Annotated in this window: 14 protein-coding genes and 1 tRNA gene; 5 read left to right on the top strand and 10 right to left on the bottom strand. The window is 52.2% G+C overall.

Annotation, left to right across the window (positions count from 1 at the left end; translation table 11 throughout):
* Positions 1-125 precede the first annotated feature (125 nt).
* On the top strand, positions 126-806 hold the full coding sequence (locus PsAD37_RS10955; protein ID WP_084407725.1) for a DNA adenine methylase: 681 nt from the start codon (positions 126-128) through the stop codon (positions 804-806).
* 15 nt (positions 807-821) lie between these two features.
* Here PsAD37_RS10955 and PsAD37_RS10950 read toward each other — a convergent pair whose 3' ends face one another.
* From PsAD37_RS10950 to pcaD, 10 genes are all read right to left on the bottom strand, one after another.
* Positions 822-1,334 carry a hypothetical protein gene (locus PsAD37_RS10950; protein ID WP_063296175.1) on the bottom strand — a complete coding sequence of 171 codons (513 nt, stop codon included), beginning with the start codon at positions 1,332-1,334 and terminating at the stop codon, positions 822-824.
* A 332-nt stretch (positions 1,335-1,666) separates the two neighbouring features.
* Positions 1,667-1,742: transfer RNA gene (locus tag PsAD37_RS10945), tRNA-Phe, on the bottom strand.
* Between the two features lie 199 nt (positions 1,743-1,941).
* Entirely contained in the window at positions 1,942-3,330 is a 1,389-nt protein-coding gene (locus PsAD37_RS10940) for a M20 family metallopeptidase (protein ID WP_063296174.1), read from the bottom strand.
* Between the two features lie 33 nt (positions 3,331-3,363).
* Positions 3,364-4,434, bottom strand: coding sequence for a 3-carboxy-cis,cis-muconate cycloisomerase (locus PsAD37_RS10935; protein WP_063296173.1), 1,071 nt, complete (start codon positions 4,432-4,434; stop codon positions 3,364-3,366).
* Between the two features lies 1 nt (position 4,435).
* Positions 4,436-5,641, bottom strand: a complete 1,206-nt coding sequence (gene pcaF / locus PsAD37_RS10930; protein ID WP_063296172.1) for a 3-oxoadipyl-CoA thiolase — start codon at positions 5,639-5,641, stop codon at positions 4,436-4,438.
* Positions 5,641-6,432, bottom strand: a complete 792-nt coding sequence (locus PsAD37_RS10925; protein ID WP_063296171.1) for a CoA-transferase subunit beta — start codon at positions 6,430-6,432, stop codon at positions 5,641-5,643. The genes pcaF and PsAD37_RS10925 overlap by 1 nt, the downstream gene beginning before the upstream one ends.
* Complete coding sequence (locus PsAD37_RS10920) at positions 6,429-7,283, bottom strand: CoA transferase subunit A (RefSeq protein ID WP_063296182.1); 855 nt, start codon at positions 7,281-7,283, stop codon at positions 6,429-6,431. Before PsAD37_RS10920 ends, PsAD37_RS10925 begins: the two co-directional genes overlap by 4 nt.
* A 9-nt stretch (positions 7,284-7,292) precedes the next feature.
* The gene (gene pcaG / locus PsAD37_RS10915; protein WP_063296170.1) at positions 7,293-7,904 is read right to left on the bottom strand and encodes a protocatechuate 3,4-dioxygenase subunit alpha; all 612 of its coding nucleotides are present in this window, start codon (positions 7,902-7,904) and stop codon (positions 7,293-7,295) included.
* A gap of 1 nt (position 7,905) precedes the next feature.
* Positions 7,906-8,664 (bottom strand): protocatechuate 3,4-dioxygenase subunit beta, encoded by a 759-nt coding sequence (pcaH, locus tag PsAD37_RS10910; RefSeq protein ID WP_063296181.1) that lies wholly within the window; start codon positions 8,662-8,664, stop codon positions 7,906-7,908.
* Positions 8,648-9,847 carry a 3-oxoadipate enol-lactonase gene (gene pcaD / locus PsAD37_RS29485; protein WP_063296169.1) on the bottom strand — a complete coding sequence of 400 codons (1,200 nt, stop codon included), beginning with the start codon at positions 9,845-9,847 and terminating at the stop codon, positions 8,648-8,650. The genes pcaH and pcaD overlap by 17 nt, the downstream gene beginning before the upstream one ends.
* An 83-nt stretch (positions 9,848-9,930) precedes the next feature.
* On the opposite strand from pcaD, the gene pcaQ reads away from it, so the two are divergent.
* From pcaQ to PsAD37_RS10885, 4 genes are all read left to right on the top strand, one after another.
* A complete protein-coding gene (gene pcaQ, locus PsAD37_RS10900) occupies positions 9,931-10,869 on the top strand; it encodes a pca operon transcription factor PcaQ (protein ID WP_208991826.1) in 939 nt (312 codons plus the stop codon).
* 248 nt (positions 10,870-11,117) lie between these two features.
* Positions 11,118-12,152, top strand: a complete 1,035-nt coding sequence (locus PsAD37_RS10895) for a TRAP transporter substrate-binding protein (protein ID WP_063292848.1) — start codon at positions 11,118-11,120, stop codon at positions 12,150-12,152.
* A gap of 2 nt (positions 12,153-12,154) precedes the next feature.
* Positions 12,155-12,667, top strand: coding sequence for a TRAP transporter small permease (locus tag PsAD37_RS10890; protein ID WP_057461489.1), 513 nt, complete (start codon positions 12,155-12,157; stop codon positions 12,665-12,667).
* Positions 12,667-14,022: a TRAP transporter large permease gene (locus PsAD37_RS10885; protein WP_063296168.1), complete on the top strand. Its 1,356-nt coding sequence runs from the start codon at positions 12,667-12,669 to the stop codon at positions 14,020-14,022. The genes PsAD37_RS10890 and PsAD37_RS10885 overlap by 1 nt, the downstream gene beginning before the upstream one ends.
* Positions 14,023-14,144: the final 122 nt, after the last annotated feature.

Genomic DNA, 14,144 nt, shown 5'->3' with positions numbered 1-14,144 from the left:
ACTGACCGACCGGACACTTCGACCATCCCGTAAAACAAGACGGCGGATCTTGGCTGCACTTTCCATCAATATCACCCGTTCATGCCCCGCGCTAAATGCACGGATCCTAACAAACAGGTGGGTCAATCTTAAACGCTCATAACCCACCTAACCGGGTCAATTTTGCATGCCGATTCACACAACCTAAATGCGAAGTCATTAATGACATTTCCGGGGATGTGGTGACATTGTTTCGGATCCTGCAGCGGCACTACCCGCAGTTCCTTGAGGTGCTGAAGTTCCAACTGACAAGCCGCTCTGAGTTTGAGCGTTTGACAAAAACTGAACCAGAGACACTTACTGATCTGGAGCGAGCTGCTCGCTTCCTCTACCTGCAGCGCACCGCCTTTGGCGGTAAGGTAGACGGACGTAGCTTTGGGGTTTCTCTGCGCGGCGCTCGCTTTGATTTAAGCAAAGTGGTGCCATTGCTGGAAGACGTACATGAACGCCTGTCCGGCGTTATTATCGAGCGCTTGCCATACGTTGATTGTATCAAACGTTATGAGCGGTCTGAGACGCTGTTTTATCTGGATCCGCCATATTGGGCCTGTGAGGACTATTACGGCAAGGACGTATTTGCGGCAGATGATTTCCAAAAACTGGCTGATCAACTCAAGACGATCAAAGGCCGTTTTCTGCTTTCCATCAATGATACACCGCAGATCAGAGAGATTTTCGCCGACTTTGACGTGGAAGAAGTCAGCCTCAATTACACCCTGAACACCAATGACCAAAAGAAAGTTCGGGAGCTGATTTTCAGTAACTAAGGGAGGTTTGAAGTGCTAAAAGAGGTAACCATCCAACTTATCCGAACGGCCCGTCGCGGCCACAATTCTGGCTTTTTCATAGCGAAACCAAACATCACAGCTCGTGCACTGCTTGGATTCATCATGCCCTTGAAGGATACTTTTAACGCCCTTTTCCTTACATGTTGGGCACAAGTAATGCATGGGCTCTTTATGGTCGGTCTGCTCTTCAAGGCGATACACGGTTTGACCGGCTGGCGTTTCCCAAAGCTCATAGCGTGCAAAGTCGTTAGCCTTGGTTTGTGCTGCTATAGCAGCCTCCTTCAACGCCAGCAACTGCGTCTTCAGCTCCACATTCGCCAGCTTCGTATCCGTAACCTCTCCCATAAGTTCCACGACAAGAGCTTCAAGCTCCGGGTTGCTCGCCGCCTTCGAAGAACTCAAAAGGTCCTTTATCGACTTGGTGAGGTTAACGGCCTTTCCTGCCAGTTTGACACCACTGTCAGCATGCTTAATCAATGTGCTGATATTGTCAAAATCGAGATCCATCGCTCTAACCTTGCTGCCATAACCAAAACACAACGGCACAACCAATAGGCGATTCTTTCGATGTAAAATAGGTCGCAAATAGAGGCGTTAGAAGACAGTATTTTGTCTCTCTTCTAACGCTTCATTTCTAAGTAGAAAGAAGAGAGGCCGCTGTGCACGTTAATTTGCCCATCAATGCAAAATCTCGCGCCGCGCCACAGAAATCACTCTGCGCGGGGAAGAATTCAGCAAGCGGTTGGAGCGAAAGTGTCAAACCATGCCGGAAAAGTGTCAAACCTTGAGAAAGCAGAGCAAATGCTCGATTTATCATTTAATAATTTCAAAGAGATAAGTGGTGCCCGGAGGCGGATTCGAACCACCGACACGCGGATTTTCAATCCGCTGCTCTACCAACTGAGCTATCCGGGCACATTCTGCTGGGGCGGTTTGTTTCCCGTCCTGCGAAGGTGAGCGTCTTATAGGGTGCCAGATTTCTCCTGTCCAGCGGGCAAATGCATTTTTTACAAAGAAATCTGTTTTCTCCACTGCCCGCTCAACATTTTCTCTTAAGCGCCTTAAATCATGAGGGTTTTGTCCCAGTTCGAACCTCACCAAGGCTCCGAATATCTCAGATAGGCGCCCCTTTTTCCGAAATATCCCAAAACAGCGCCACCATATTCCGCATGGCATCACGGGCAACTGGTTTGAGAATATGTTCATTGGGCGCGTGTTGTGAACATCCAGCATAAGAGTGAGGAACCCACACAGTTGGCAAGCCCAGTGTTTCTGCAAAGCATTCATTAGGCAGTGAGCCAGCGAGGTTTGGCAAAAGGTGGGGTGTCTTCCCGCTCGTTTCTTCCAAGGAAGCCATCACCATGCGCACCCAAGCGTTATCTGGAGAAAGTCGCGTTGCATGAAAGAAGCCGCGATCTTCCTGTCTTATCTCGACATTATCAAATCCATTAGCATCCAGATGCGCGCGCAAAGACGGTAATAGACCCTGCACATCTGTTCCCACCACATAGCGCAGCTGGCAAACCGCGAAGGCATAACCATCAATCGCGTTTACTGGTGCTTCTGGCACGCCGCTCTTCATTGCCAGCACGGCAAAGGAGTTCCAGCCAAACACACGCTCGGCGGGGGTGAGGCCCTCCTCTCCCCAATTCTCGTTTATGGCCGGGCCTTGACTATCACCAACAGGAAGATCTCTCAGAGCTTCCCTAATGTCTGGTGTCAGGCTGGTTGGTCGCCAGCTTGGAATCTGGATCTGCCCCCGTTTGTCTGCAATGCAGGAGATAGCGTTAGCGAGAATAATGGCGGGATCGGCAAGCAGCCCGCCCCAGTTGCCCGAGTGGTTTGCGCCATCGCGCAGGTTCACTTGTAGGGTGAACGTTTGCGCCCCACGTGCACCTGTGAAGACCGTTGGAGTATCCCATTGCAAGCGTGGCCCATCAGAGGCAATAAGAACATCTGCGGCCAGCATCTTTTTGTGTTCATCAAAAAACTCTTGCAAGCCAGCAGAGCCAGTTTCCTCAGAGGTCTCGATGATCACCTTGCAATTGAAGCCAAGTTGCTTCTTTTCCTGCAAAAGGCACCCCAAGGCCTGAAGGTTGATGAGGTGCTGACACTTATTGTCGGCTGTGCCGCGCCCGTAAATGCGTTCGCCATCTTCTTCCAGAACGAATGGATCTCTTCCACCCATCCAGCTACCGGCCTGTCCGCGCACGACATCTCCGTGGCCGTACGTCAGAACTGTCGGGAAACTGGGATCTTCGATGCGTTCACCGAATAGGAAAGGACCACCAATCGGGTTCGGATTATCGAAGATGTGTGTTTTGAAACCAAGACGTTCGAGAAGAGGTCGCATCTCCTCTTTCAGATAACGCATCAATTGGTGTTTTTGGTAGGGTTCCTGGCTTTCCGTCGGGATTGCGATTAATCGGGCCAGGTCAGTGAGGAATGCGCCGCTGTCGAAGTATGTTTCCGCCCGTTGGATAGCTTCATTGCGACTGGACATTCTCATTCTCCCTTTCAAACTAGGTGGGCGCAGTTAATCACTTAAGGGGGTTCCAATCCACTCTGTTTGTTTCAGCAGCTTTAATGCACTCTGAAGACCGGCACCCGTTGCAATGCACATGCCGGGCAGGATCATCCACTCCAACGCCCAAGCTGAGCCTGAGCGCTCTTGCTCATGCACTAAGGCGCTATGCATTGCAGAGACTTGAGTGCTGTTGTAGCGGGCAAGCGTCACCAACAGTTCAGCGTTGATCGGGTTGTGTTTGTGGGCCATGGCGGAAGAGCGACCACCACCGGAAAGCTTGATTTCCTCAAGGCCCTGTTGTGCCATCAAGGTGATGTCTGTACCAATTTTGCCAAGGCTGCCTGAGATCATGGAGAGAACGTTTGCGTAGTCCACCATGTTATCTCGCTGCGTGTGCCATGAGTGTTCAGGAACCCTGAGGTCCAGCTCTGCAGCCATATGCGCGGCGATGGCAACTGCATGCTCTCCCTGAGCATGGCTTGTTCCTACCGGCCCACCAAACTGAAGGACAGCAACCTCAGCCGCAACATCGTTTAGCCGTTGATAGTGCCGCTTGAGTGGTTCAATCCATGTGGAAATGCGATCGCCTGCCGTTATTGGCAGCGCGGTTTGCATGCGTGTTCTGCCCATCAGCGGATAATCAGCATTGGCTGATTTCACGGTTTCAAGTGCAGCGATAACTGCAGACAAACGCTTTTGTAAAATCTGCGAGGTTTTTCGCAGAGCTAATGCCAGTGCGGTGTCCATCACATCCTGACTGGTGGATGTTTTGTGGCACTCAGCAGCATATGGCTCGCCAACGCGCATACGCAGTTGCTTAATGAAAGCCGGAATTGGCAGGCCATCTTTTGCGACACCTGCCTTGATCCGCGTGATATCGGGCGCAAACCCTTTACAGCCACAAAGCACAGCGTCTTTTGCTTCTGCAGAAACAAGAGAATGTGCAAACAAGGCCTTGGTGAGAGCCACTTCATACGCCAGATAGTGATCCAGAGTTGTTTCAAGAGAAAAGGCGCGTTGCACGTCCTCATCTCCAAACAATCCATTCCACATAGGGTTGGTGAAGAGGCTCACACTCACATTAGTCCCTTTCCAGCGCGATCGCGATGCCCTGACCGACACCAATACACATGGTGGCCAGTGCACGTTTTTTGCCTTGCAGGCTCAGTTCCAACGCAGCCGTTCCAGTGATGCGTGCACCGGACATACCCAGTGGATGGCCCAATGCAATCGCGCCGCCATTCGGGTTGATATGAGCTGCACCTGCATCCAACCCCAGTTCGCGCAGAACTGCAATCCCCTGACTTGCAAAGGCTTCATTGAGCTCAATGACGTCAAAATCAGAAGGTTGCAAGTTTAAGCGCGTGCAAAGTTTTTGCGCTGCAGGTGCTGGACCAATACCCATGATACGCGGCGCAACACCAGCGGTGGCACCGCCAAGCACACGCGCAATCGGGGTCAGACCAAATTTCTTGACCGCTTCAACAGAGGCAACAATCAGCGCTGCAGCACCGTCGTTCACACCTGAGGCATTGCCAGCAGTTACGCTGCCATTTTCACGAAATGGTGTCGGCAACTTTGCAAGTTTCTCAGCTGTCGTCCCCGCTCGTGGATGCTCATCAGCGGACACAATGATCGGGTCGCCTTTGCGCTGCGGGATTACAACTTCAATGATCTCCTTGGCGAGGCGGCCATTTTCTTGCGCAGCAGCTGCCTTTGCCTGTGAGCCCGCGGCAAACGCGTCCTGATCAGCACGGGAGACACCAAAGTCTTCAGCAACGTTTTCGCCAGTCTCAGGCATGCTGTCGATGCCGAACTGCTTCTTCATCTTCGGGTTCACAAACCGCCAGCCAATGGTGGTGTCGAACACTTCATTGGCACGAGAAAACGGTGAGGTTGCTTTTGGCATCACAAATGGCGCACGGGACATGGATTCAACGCCGCCAGCAATCACAAGATCGCACTCACCTGTCTTGATGGCACGAGAGGCCGCAATGACAGCATCCATACCAGAACCGCACAAACGGTTCAGCGTTGTCCCTGGCACAGCCTCAGGCAAACCTGCCAGCAGCGCGACCATGCGAGCCACGTTGCGGTTGTCCTCACCAGCCTGGTTGGCGCAGCCGTAATACACTTCGTCAACGGCTTCCCAATCAACTGACGGGTTTCGTTCCATCAATGCTTTAATTGGCAAAGCGCCAAGATCGTCCGCCCGAACAGAAGACAGCGCGCCCCCATAACGACCAATCGGTGTTCTAATATAATCGCAAATATATGCCTCAGACATCAGGCCGTCTCCACTCTGTTACCCGCATGTGCCGCCGCCGTTCGCGCTTTTAATGCGCGCAGAACAGACAGTTCCTCCTCAGTCGGCACAGGGGTCTCCTGCAAATCATCCGAGAACCGTACAGCCCAAGACACTGTTTGTTGCACCCGTTCTTTGGTCGTACCCGGATGAAGCGAAACCACTGTCAGCTCTTTGGTAACAGGGTCAGGTTTCCAGATGGCAAGGTCGGTGATCAGCAGGGTTGGGCCTTTTGTGGTGATGCCCATGCGTGTGCGATGGTCCCCTCCTTCTCCGTGTCCAAAGGAGGTGAAAAAGTCCAGTTTCTCTACAAAACCACGCTTGCTTTGCTTCATGGTGATGTAAGTTTCCTGAGAGGAGGAGGAGATCTCAGGCGCTCCGCCACCACCAGGCAATCTTACCTTTGGATGGTCGTAGTCTCCCACCACAGTGGTGTTGATGTTAGCGAAACGATCAATCTGCGCTGCCCCCAGAAAACCGACTGTGATCTTGCCACCTTGCAACCAGTAGCGGAACATCTCGGTTACTGAAACCGTCGTCAGCGCTGTGTCACAAAGCTCACCATCTCCAATGGAAAGCGGCAAAATATCTGGCGCAGTGCCAATCGTTCCACTCTCATAAATCAGCGTAATATCTGGTGCGTGAGTTAAACGGGCGATGTTACAGGCAGCAGATGGCGGGCCGATGCCCACAAAGCACACATCCGTGTTGCTCAAGGCGCGGGATGCCGCGATAGCCATCATCTCGTCCGGAGTAAAGTCTTGTGCTGTCATGGAGTTACCTCCAGCCCTTTGATGCGGTCAGCAAACACCTCTGGTCCCTGCTTCAGCACGTGTTCTTCCATCCATGCCTGAAACCTCTCACGATCTGCTGCGATCGGATCCCAGTCGATATACGTCTTGTTGTCTCTGCCGTAATACCCTTGCGCATAAGACGGATGCGCCCCGCCGCGCACTTCGCAAATAGCGGAGACGGTCCAGTGTGGCAGGATGCACGCGTTCATATGCGTATCCAGCTCATCAACCACTTCCTCAACCGTCACTATGGAATGCGTAGCAGCCAGCACGGCTTCCTTTTGGACACCCACGATTCCTTCAATCAGCACGTTACCTTTGCGGTCAGCTTTAAGAGCATGGATGAAAGCAACATCAGGACGAATGGAGGGAACAGCAGCCAATTCCTCACCCGTGAAAGGGCAATTTATTTTTTTGATATTCGGATTTACGCGCTGAAGTTCTGTGCCCATATAACCACGAAACACGGCGCATGGCAGGCCAGCAGCCCCAGCTTCATATGCATTGGCAAGAGCGGCGTGGGAGTGCTCTTCAATCTCAATGGGTCGCGGCCAGCCGTTTTCGATTGAATCACGAACGCGTCGCAACAACCCAACACCCGGATTGCCCGCGTAGGAGAAGATCAATTTCCTGACCAGCCCCATGCCGATGAGCTGATCATAAATAAGATCAGGCGTCATGCGGATGACAGTGAGTTCATCAATGCCTTGCCGAATGACTTCATGGGCAGCGGCGTGGGGAATGAGATGCGTAAAACCCTCAAAAGCGGCAGTATCGCCGCTTTTGAGGTGTTTCTTGACCGCATCTTTTAAAGACAGAAATTCAGCCATATTTATCAATCAGATATCAAAGAAGACGGTTTCGTTATCACCCTGAATGTAAATGTCAAAGGTGTAGGTATCGCCGGATTGCTTCGCAATCAGCGTTGAAACGCGCACGCGATGTTCAACACGACCAAGCACTGGATCAGCTGCATTGGCTTCTTCCTCTTCCGGAAAGTACATGCGCGTATTCAGACCAAGGTTGATCCCACGCGCAACGATCCAGAAGTTGATATGTGGCGCTTGCGGCCTGCCATCAGGAAACGGTACAGCGCCCGGCTTCACAGTTTCAAAGCAGAACTCGCCACTATCCAGATTGACCGGCTGGCGTCCCCATCCGGTGAAGTTGGGGTCAGCTTCGCCGCGCATCTCCGACGGACTGTTGAACAGACCTTCGCTATCCGCCTGCCAGATTTCCAACATGGCGTCTTTCAAAGGTGTTCCGGTTCCATCAAACACACGGCCTTTGATCGTGATGCGCTGGCCTTTGGTTTGCTCATTCATCATGCGTGCGCCAAGGTCTTCCTTGAAGATCCCGGTGTTGCCGATGAAGTTCGGTGTACAGCCGATATGAACGTACGGACCTGCCGTCTGGCTTGGGCTTTCTTTCAGATACTCCAGCTTTGTCATATCAATTGCCCTCCATACGGTTCTCAAACATGGTTGAGCGACGGCCACGCAGGACGATATCAAAGCGGTAAGCGCGGGCGTCCATTGGCACACAATGGTTCATGTCTAGTTTGGCAACCAGCATCTCAATCGCAGCCGGATCATTGATTGTCCTCACAATCGGACACAGCGGAATGTGCGGATCGCCCTCGAAATACATCTGTGTGATCAGACGCTGCGCAAAGCCGGAACCAAAGAGAGAAAAATGGATGTGTGACGGACGCCAGTCATTCACGCCATTTGGCCACGGATACGGGCCTGGTCTCACAGTTCGAAAAGCGTAATATCCATTCTCATCGGTTATCACTCGGCCACACCCACCAAAGTTCGGATCAAGCGGCGCAAGATAGTCATCTTTTTTGTGGCGGTAGCGCCCACCAGCGTTGGCCTGCCAGACTTCTACCAGCGCATTCGGAACTGGTTTGGCTTCTTCATCCAGAACGTGGCCATGGACAATGATGCGCTCTCCCTGCGCACTTTCACCCGGTTTGGCATAGTTCTGCACCAAATCGTGATCCAGCTCACCCAGCATGTTGTGGCCGAAGACTGGTCCGGTGGTTTCGCTGATTGTATTTCCGAGAGACAGAAGTGCCTTTTGCGGAGACCGCAACACACTAGTTTTGTAGTTGGGCGACAATGCCGGTGGATGCCAGTTCCGGTCTCGTGGAAAGAACGGACCAGCATTGGTCGTTGGCTTGCTCATCTCACTCCCCTGACGCATCAAGTTGCGCGAAAACATTTTTGACGACTTTGATGGCGCTGTTTGCGGCTGGTACACCGGCATAAATTGCGGTGTGCAGCAGAGCTTCACTTATATCTTCCCGTGTTGCCCCGGTGTTTCTTGCGGCCCGCACATGCATGGCCACCTCATCTAGGTGCCCTAACGCAGCGAGAAGCGCAATAGTTACAATGGACCGTTCTCGCAATGTCCAGTTGTGCCGCGACCACACATGCCCCCAAGCAGCTTCGGTGATAAGCTCCTGAAAAGGTGCGTCAAAACTGTTCTTTTGAACCTCAGCAGCATTCACGTGGGTGTCGCCCAACACCCTGCGCCGTGTCTGCATGCCTTGTTTGTAAATTTCGCTTTGTCGCAGCTCTCGCTGATCAATCCTGTTCGGCCATCGAGAAATTGCCTGCCGAACCAGATGCGCCAGATACTCAGGCTGCTCCAAACTAGGCAGGTGTCCGCAGCTTCCCACCCGCTCATATTTAGCGTTCGGAATGAGGTTAGCCATCTCCTCAACCAGTTCCGGTGGTGTTGACTGGTCGTCTTCACCAGCAACACAAAGAACAGGCACGTCAATCTGTGCGGCCTGACAGGTCAGATCAGCATCCCGAATAGCTGCACATGTGCCGATGTATCCGTCCAAAGGTGTTCGGCACAAAAGATTGCGATATCCTGCAACCGCTTCTGGAAAATCTGCCTGAAAGCCAGCTGAGAACCAACGAGACATCACTGTATCAGCGATCCCCTCTATCCCGTTGGCCTCAATCGTGTTGATACGCTCTTGCCACGTCTGTGCGTCACCGATGCGCGGTGCGGTGTCACACAGGATCAGTCCACTCACCAGATCAGGCCGAGCGGCCTGCAGTGCCATTGCGATCATGCCCCCTACAGATACACCGCAAATCACTGCATTCCTGATGGACTGGCTGTCCATAAGCGCTGCGAGGTCACGCATATGCAAGTCAATCGAATACCGCTCATTGCCAACATCAGACAGACCATGCCCACGTTTGTCATAGGTTAGAATTTCGCCTTGATGCCCGAGATGAACCAGAAATTCATCCCAAATGCGAAAGTCTGTTCCCAATGAATTAATCAGAACAAGCGCTGGTGCTGCTGACTCTGAATTGGTCTTACTGAAGTGAAGCGTAGTAGAGTTTAATTCTATGAAGTGCATGCACATCCCCCTAAACGGATCAATTGCATGTCTGTTTCAAAATGAATAATGATATTATCCAGATTAATCATATTGAGATTGTTATGAATAATTTGCGCAGATTAAAGCTCAGGCATTTAGAAGCATTTGTTGAAGTGTCTCGCCAAAACAGCGTGAGCCGCGCTGCGGAGGTGCTTCATCTCACACAGCCAGCTGTCACCCGTACTATTCGCGAATTGGAAGAAATATGCGGGCAGCCTCTGATTGAAAAAGACGGGCGCGGAATCCGCATCACCCATTACGGTGAGGTGTTCCTGCGTCATGCAGGCACCAGTCTTGCCGCTGCCCGTAACGGCATCAATGCATTAACTCAGCTCAACTATAGCGACGGCCCGATGGTCCGCATTGGCGCTCTGCCCACAGTGGCTGCATCACTCATTCCGCAGGCCGTTAAGGCTTTCCTTGATACAGGGTTGCGAAACCGTCTTCACATCGTAACCGGAGAAAACCACGTTTTGCTGGATCAACTGAGAAATGGTGAGCTGGATCTTGTTATGGGCCGCCTGCCAGCACCAGAGAACATGCAGGGATTGGTGTTCGAACCGCATTATCGCGAGCGTGTCGTTTTTGCCGTCGACAAGAACCATCCCCTCGCAGGAAAACCGCAGATCAGCGTGAATGAGCTGGATGCTCATCCGGTGCTAATCCCTTCTGCAGCCTCAATTATTCGCCCGTTCGTCGATCGGCTTTTCATTGAACACGGCATTCCTGAACCAGAGCAGGCAATCGAAACCGTCTCGGACTCATTCGGCAGAGCCTTCACACAGGAATACAACGCGATCTGGATCATTTCGCGCGGTGTGATTGCGCGCGAGATTGAAAGCGGCCAGTTCGTGGAGTTGCCGATTGATACCCGTGCGACGGTCGGCTCTGTTGGCCTCAACATGCGCGCTGGCGAAACGCTGGATACAGCGGCCCAATGCTTTGCCGAGATCATTATGGGATTGAGCGAGCAAGAGGAAGTTCGTGCTCCAGCTCACTAAGTCAGAGCAAATTCAGGGTGCATATTGATACCCAATACGGCATGAGAAGCACGGTATTTTTCATTATTCATTTTGAAAAGTATATGTAATTCTCCGATTTCACAGTGGTGATTCCTAAGAATTCCCTTGGCGGATCATCCGGATCGTGATTAAGAATTTGACGGCCTTAGGGAGATGAGACTGCCCCAAGTAGCAGGATCAGGAAGGCTTGTCTGGTTTCGACCATTCTTCAGGAGGGTCACATACTTATGTTTGGTAATTTCAAAGGCTTCTGCGCTTCTACGGCACTTTTGCTTGCCAGTGTTTCCATGGCAGGTGCAGCAGAATACACATTTAAGCTCCACCACTTTCTAAGCCCCAAAGCGCCAGCGCAGACCAAAATGCTGGAACCATGGGCAAAGGCCGTTGAAGAGAATTCCGGCGGCCAGGTCAAAATCGAGATTTACCCGTCCATGTCACTTGGCGGTCGCCCACCAGAGCTGGTCAACCAGGTTCGTGACGGCGTTGTTGATCTCGTCTGGACCCTGAACGGTTACACACCGGGCTTGTTTCCACGCACTGAAGTGATGGAACTACCGTTCGTATTCCTGGATGATCCACGCGCGGCAAACCTTGCACTGTACGACATGTTCAAGAGCGATCTTGAAGTTGAATACAAGGGCTTGGAAGTCATGTTCCTGCACGTACATGCAGGTGCAGGCCTTCACACACGCGACAAGGAAGTCCGCAGTCCGGCTGATATGGCAGGTATGCGCATTCGTACGCCATCGCGTACCGGTGCATGGGTTATTGAAGCGCTTGGCGCGTCTCCTGCAGCGATGCCGGTTCCTGAGCTGCCGACAGCTTTGCAAAAAGGCGTGATTGATGCGGCGTTTATTCCTTGGGAAATCATTCCACCGCTGAAAATTCAGGAACAGACCGAGTATCAGATCGAAGGTGCTGGCAAAGCGCGCTTTGGTACTTCTGTCTTCCAGGTTTCCATGAACAAAGAGCGCTGGGAAGGGTTGCCTGAAGACATTCAGAAAGCTTTCCGCGATGCATCTGGTCCTGAATGGTGGGCAAAGGTTGGTGAAGTTTGGCGTGCGACAGATGACTTTGGCATCGGCCTCGCTGTAAAGTCAGGCAACAAACACATCACTCTTTCTGAAGAAGAAACAGCTGTCTTTAGAGAAGCTCTGGCTCCGGTCGTTGACAAATGGACCTCAGAAGTCGCCAAAAAAGGCATTGATGGCAACGCGATTGTTGCAAAAGCACAGGCATTGATTTCCAAGCACAGCGAGTAGCTATGGGCGCCTTTCAAAAACTCGGACGCACCGGCATTGCCGGTGCATTCGAAAAACTTATTGTAGCATGGGCACTTACCGGCGGCGTGGTTCTGCTGGCGGTGGTCGCGATAAACATCTACTCCACCCTTGGCAACATATGGGCAGCTCCCTTTCCCGGAGATTTCGAGCTCACTGAGATCGGCGTTGCTATTGCAGTCTTTTCCTTCCTGCCCTTCTGTCAGATCACTGATGCCAATGTCACAGCGGACATATTTACCAGTAAGGCTGGACCTCGTTTGAAAGCGTTTCTGGCGTTGATCGCATCACTGATTGCGTTTGGGTTTGGGTTGCTGCTGTTGTGGCGGATGTACCATGGTATGTCTGATCAAAGGGAATACGATTACACCACCGCAATTTTGCAGATTCCCGTTTGGTATGCGTATGTGCCTGTTTTGATTTCGCTTTTTCTGTTGAGCATTGGAGCAATCATAACGCTGAGTGAAAACACCAGAGATCTGACTCGGAGAACCTGATGGCGGCAAGTCTTTTCATGGGCTTTGGAGCCCTCGCCATTCTGGTGTTCCTCATTGTCATCCGTATCCCGATTGCCTACGCGATGATCCTTGTCGGCGGCATTGGAATTGCGCTCGTCAACGGCCCAATGCTGCTGCTTAGTCAGTTGAAAACATTGGCGTATGGTCAGTTCGCCATTTATGATCTCTCCGTCATTCCGCTGTTTATTCTGATGGGTGCGCTCGCCTCTAAAACCGGCTTGAGCCAGTCCCTGTTCAGAGCAGCAAACGCATGGCTTGGCTGGATGAAGGGTGGCACGGCCATGGCAGCGATTGCCTCCTGTGCCGGGTTTGGCGCTGTTTGCGGATCATCACTCGCGACCGCCTCAACCATGGGTAAAGTCGCTCTGCCAGAGCTGAAGCGTTATAATTATTCAGGCGCTTTGGCCACCGGCACGCTCGCAGCTGGCGGAGTTCTGGGCATTCTCATCCCTCCAAGCGTTGTTTTGATCATCTATGCGGTGATTGTGGAGGCGAACATCGTTACTATGTTCGTTGCTGCGTTTATTCCGGGTATTTTGGCCGTTCTTTTGTTCCTCGCGGTGATCGCGCTCTACGTTTTCGTCAGTCCCTCATCTGGCCCTGCAGGTGGTGCCGGAACGCGAGAAGAGTTCCTCGCAGCCTCCCTCGGCGTGCTGCCTGTACTGACCGTTTTCGGACTTGTCATCGGCGGCATTTATTTCGGCTTCTACAATCCAACACCAGCAGCTGCTGTGGGTGTGTTTCTCGTCATGCTGTTTGGACTGCTCCAGCGCAATCTGTCCCTCAGCGATATGATCGAAGCGTTGAAGGAGACAGCAGCGACTTCCGGCATGATCTATCTGATCCTGCTGGGTGCGGAGCTGCTCAAGATCTTCATGTCTCGCATTGGCTTGCCGCAGGAGACAGCGGCGTGGATTGCAGGCTCCGGTTTGGAACCCATGACCGTGATGCTGCTGATCCTGCTGGCACTCATTGCGCTTGGTTGTTTGATGGACAGCATGTCCATGATGTTGCTGGTCATCCCGTTCTTCTGGCCTGTGCTTATGGAGCTGAACGGCGGCATGTATCAGGGAGCAGATGGTGCCGGGTATGGCATGAGCACCGAAGACCTGAAGATCTGGTTCGGTATTCTGGCGCTGATTGTCGTCGAGCTTGGGCTGATTACGCCGCCAGTGGGCATGAATGTCTTCGTGATTTCAGCCTTGGCAAAAGACACGCCAATGATCCAGACCTTCAAGGGGGTTGCGCCATTCTTTGGCGCCGAGCTGGTGCGTGTCGCCATTCTGGTGAGCTTCCCAGCGCTAACCCTTTGGCTGCCCAGAGTGCTTTCCTAAACGCAAAACAACAGGTTGTCTTGGCAGGACTGATTGCTGAGACAACCGAATGGATCAAAGCGCTCACATAGCAGTTTTGCTATAATTTCTGCCTATAAATCAATTTTACATATCAATCATAA

Origin of the sequence: Pseudovibrio sp. Ad37 (assembly GCF_001623075.1) — a bacterium.
Classification (GTDB): Bacteria; Pseudomonadota; Alphaproteobacteria; order Rhizobiales; family Stappiaceae; genus Pseudovibrio.
Note: the sequence above shows the minus strand (reverse complement) of the source record. Positions and strands in the feature narration are given on the sequence as shown.

Excerpts from the sequence above, each read along its gene's own strand:
- PsAD37_RS10950 (WP_063296175.1), bottom strand. The coding sequence starts at position 1,334 with ATGGATCTCGATTTTGACAATATCAGCACATTGATTAAGCATGCTGAC.
- PsAD37_RS10940 (WP_063296174.1), bottom strand. The coding sequence starts at position 3,330 with ATGTCCAGTCGCAATGAAGCTATCCAACGGGCGGAAACATACTTCGAC.
- pcaF (WP_063296172.1), bottom strand. The coding sequence starts at position 5,641 with ATGTCTGAGGCATATATTTGCGATTATATTAGAACACCGATTGGTCGT.
- PsAD37_RS10925 (WP_063296171.1), bottom strand. The coding sequence starts at position 6,432 with ATGACAGCACAAGACTTTACTCCGGACGAGATGATGGCTATCGCGGCA.
- PsAD37_RS10920 (WP_063296182.1), bottom strand. The coding sequence starts at position 7,283 with ATGGCTGAATTTCTGTCTTTAAAAGATGCGGTCAAGAAACACCTCAAA.
- pcaG (WP_063296170.1), bottom strand. The coding sequence starts at position 7,904 with ATGACAAAGCTGGAGTATCTGAAAGAAAGCCCAAGCCAGACGGCAGGT.
- pcaH (WP_063296181.1), bottom strand. The coding sequence starts at position 8,664 with ATGCGTCAGGGGAGTGAGATGAGCAAGCCAACGACCAATGCTGGTCCG.
- pcaD (WP_063296169.1), bottom strand. The coding sequence starts at position 9,847 with ATGCACTTCATAGAATTAAACTCTACTACGCTTCACTTCAGTAAGACC.
- pcaQ (WP_208991826.1), top strand. The coding sequence starts at position 9,931 with ATGAATAATTTGCGCAGATTAAAGCTCAGGCATTTAGAAGCATTTGTT.
- PsAD37_RS10895 (WP_063292848.1), top strand. The coding sequence starts at position 11,118 with ATGTTTGGTAATTTCAAAGGCTTCTGCGCTTCTACGGCACTTTTGCTT.
- PsAD37_RS10890 (WP_057461489.1), top strand. The coding sequence starts at position 12,155 with ATGGGCGCCTTTCAAAAACTCGGACGCACCGGCATTGCCGGTGCATTC.
- PsAD37_RS10885 (WP_063296168.1), top strand. The coding sequence starts at position 12,667 with ATGGCGGCAAGTCTTTTCATGGGCTTTGGAGCCCTCGCCATTCTGGTG.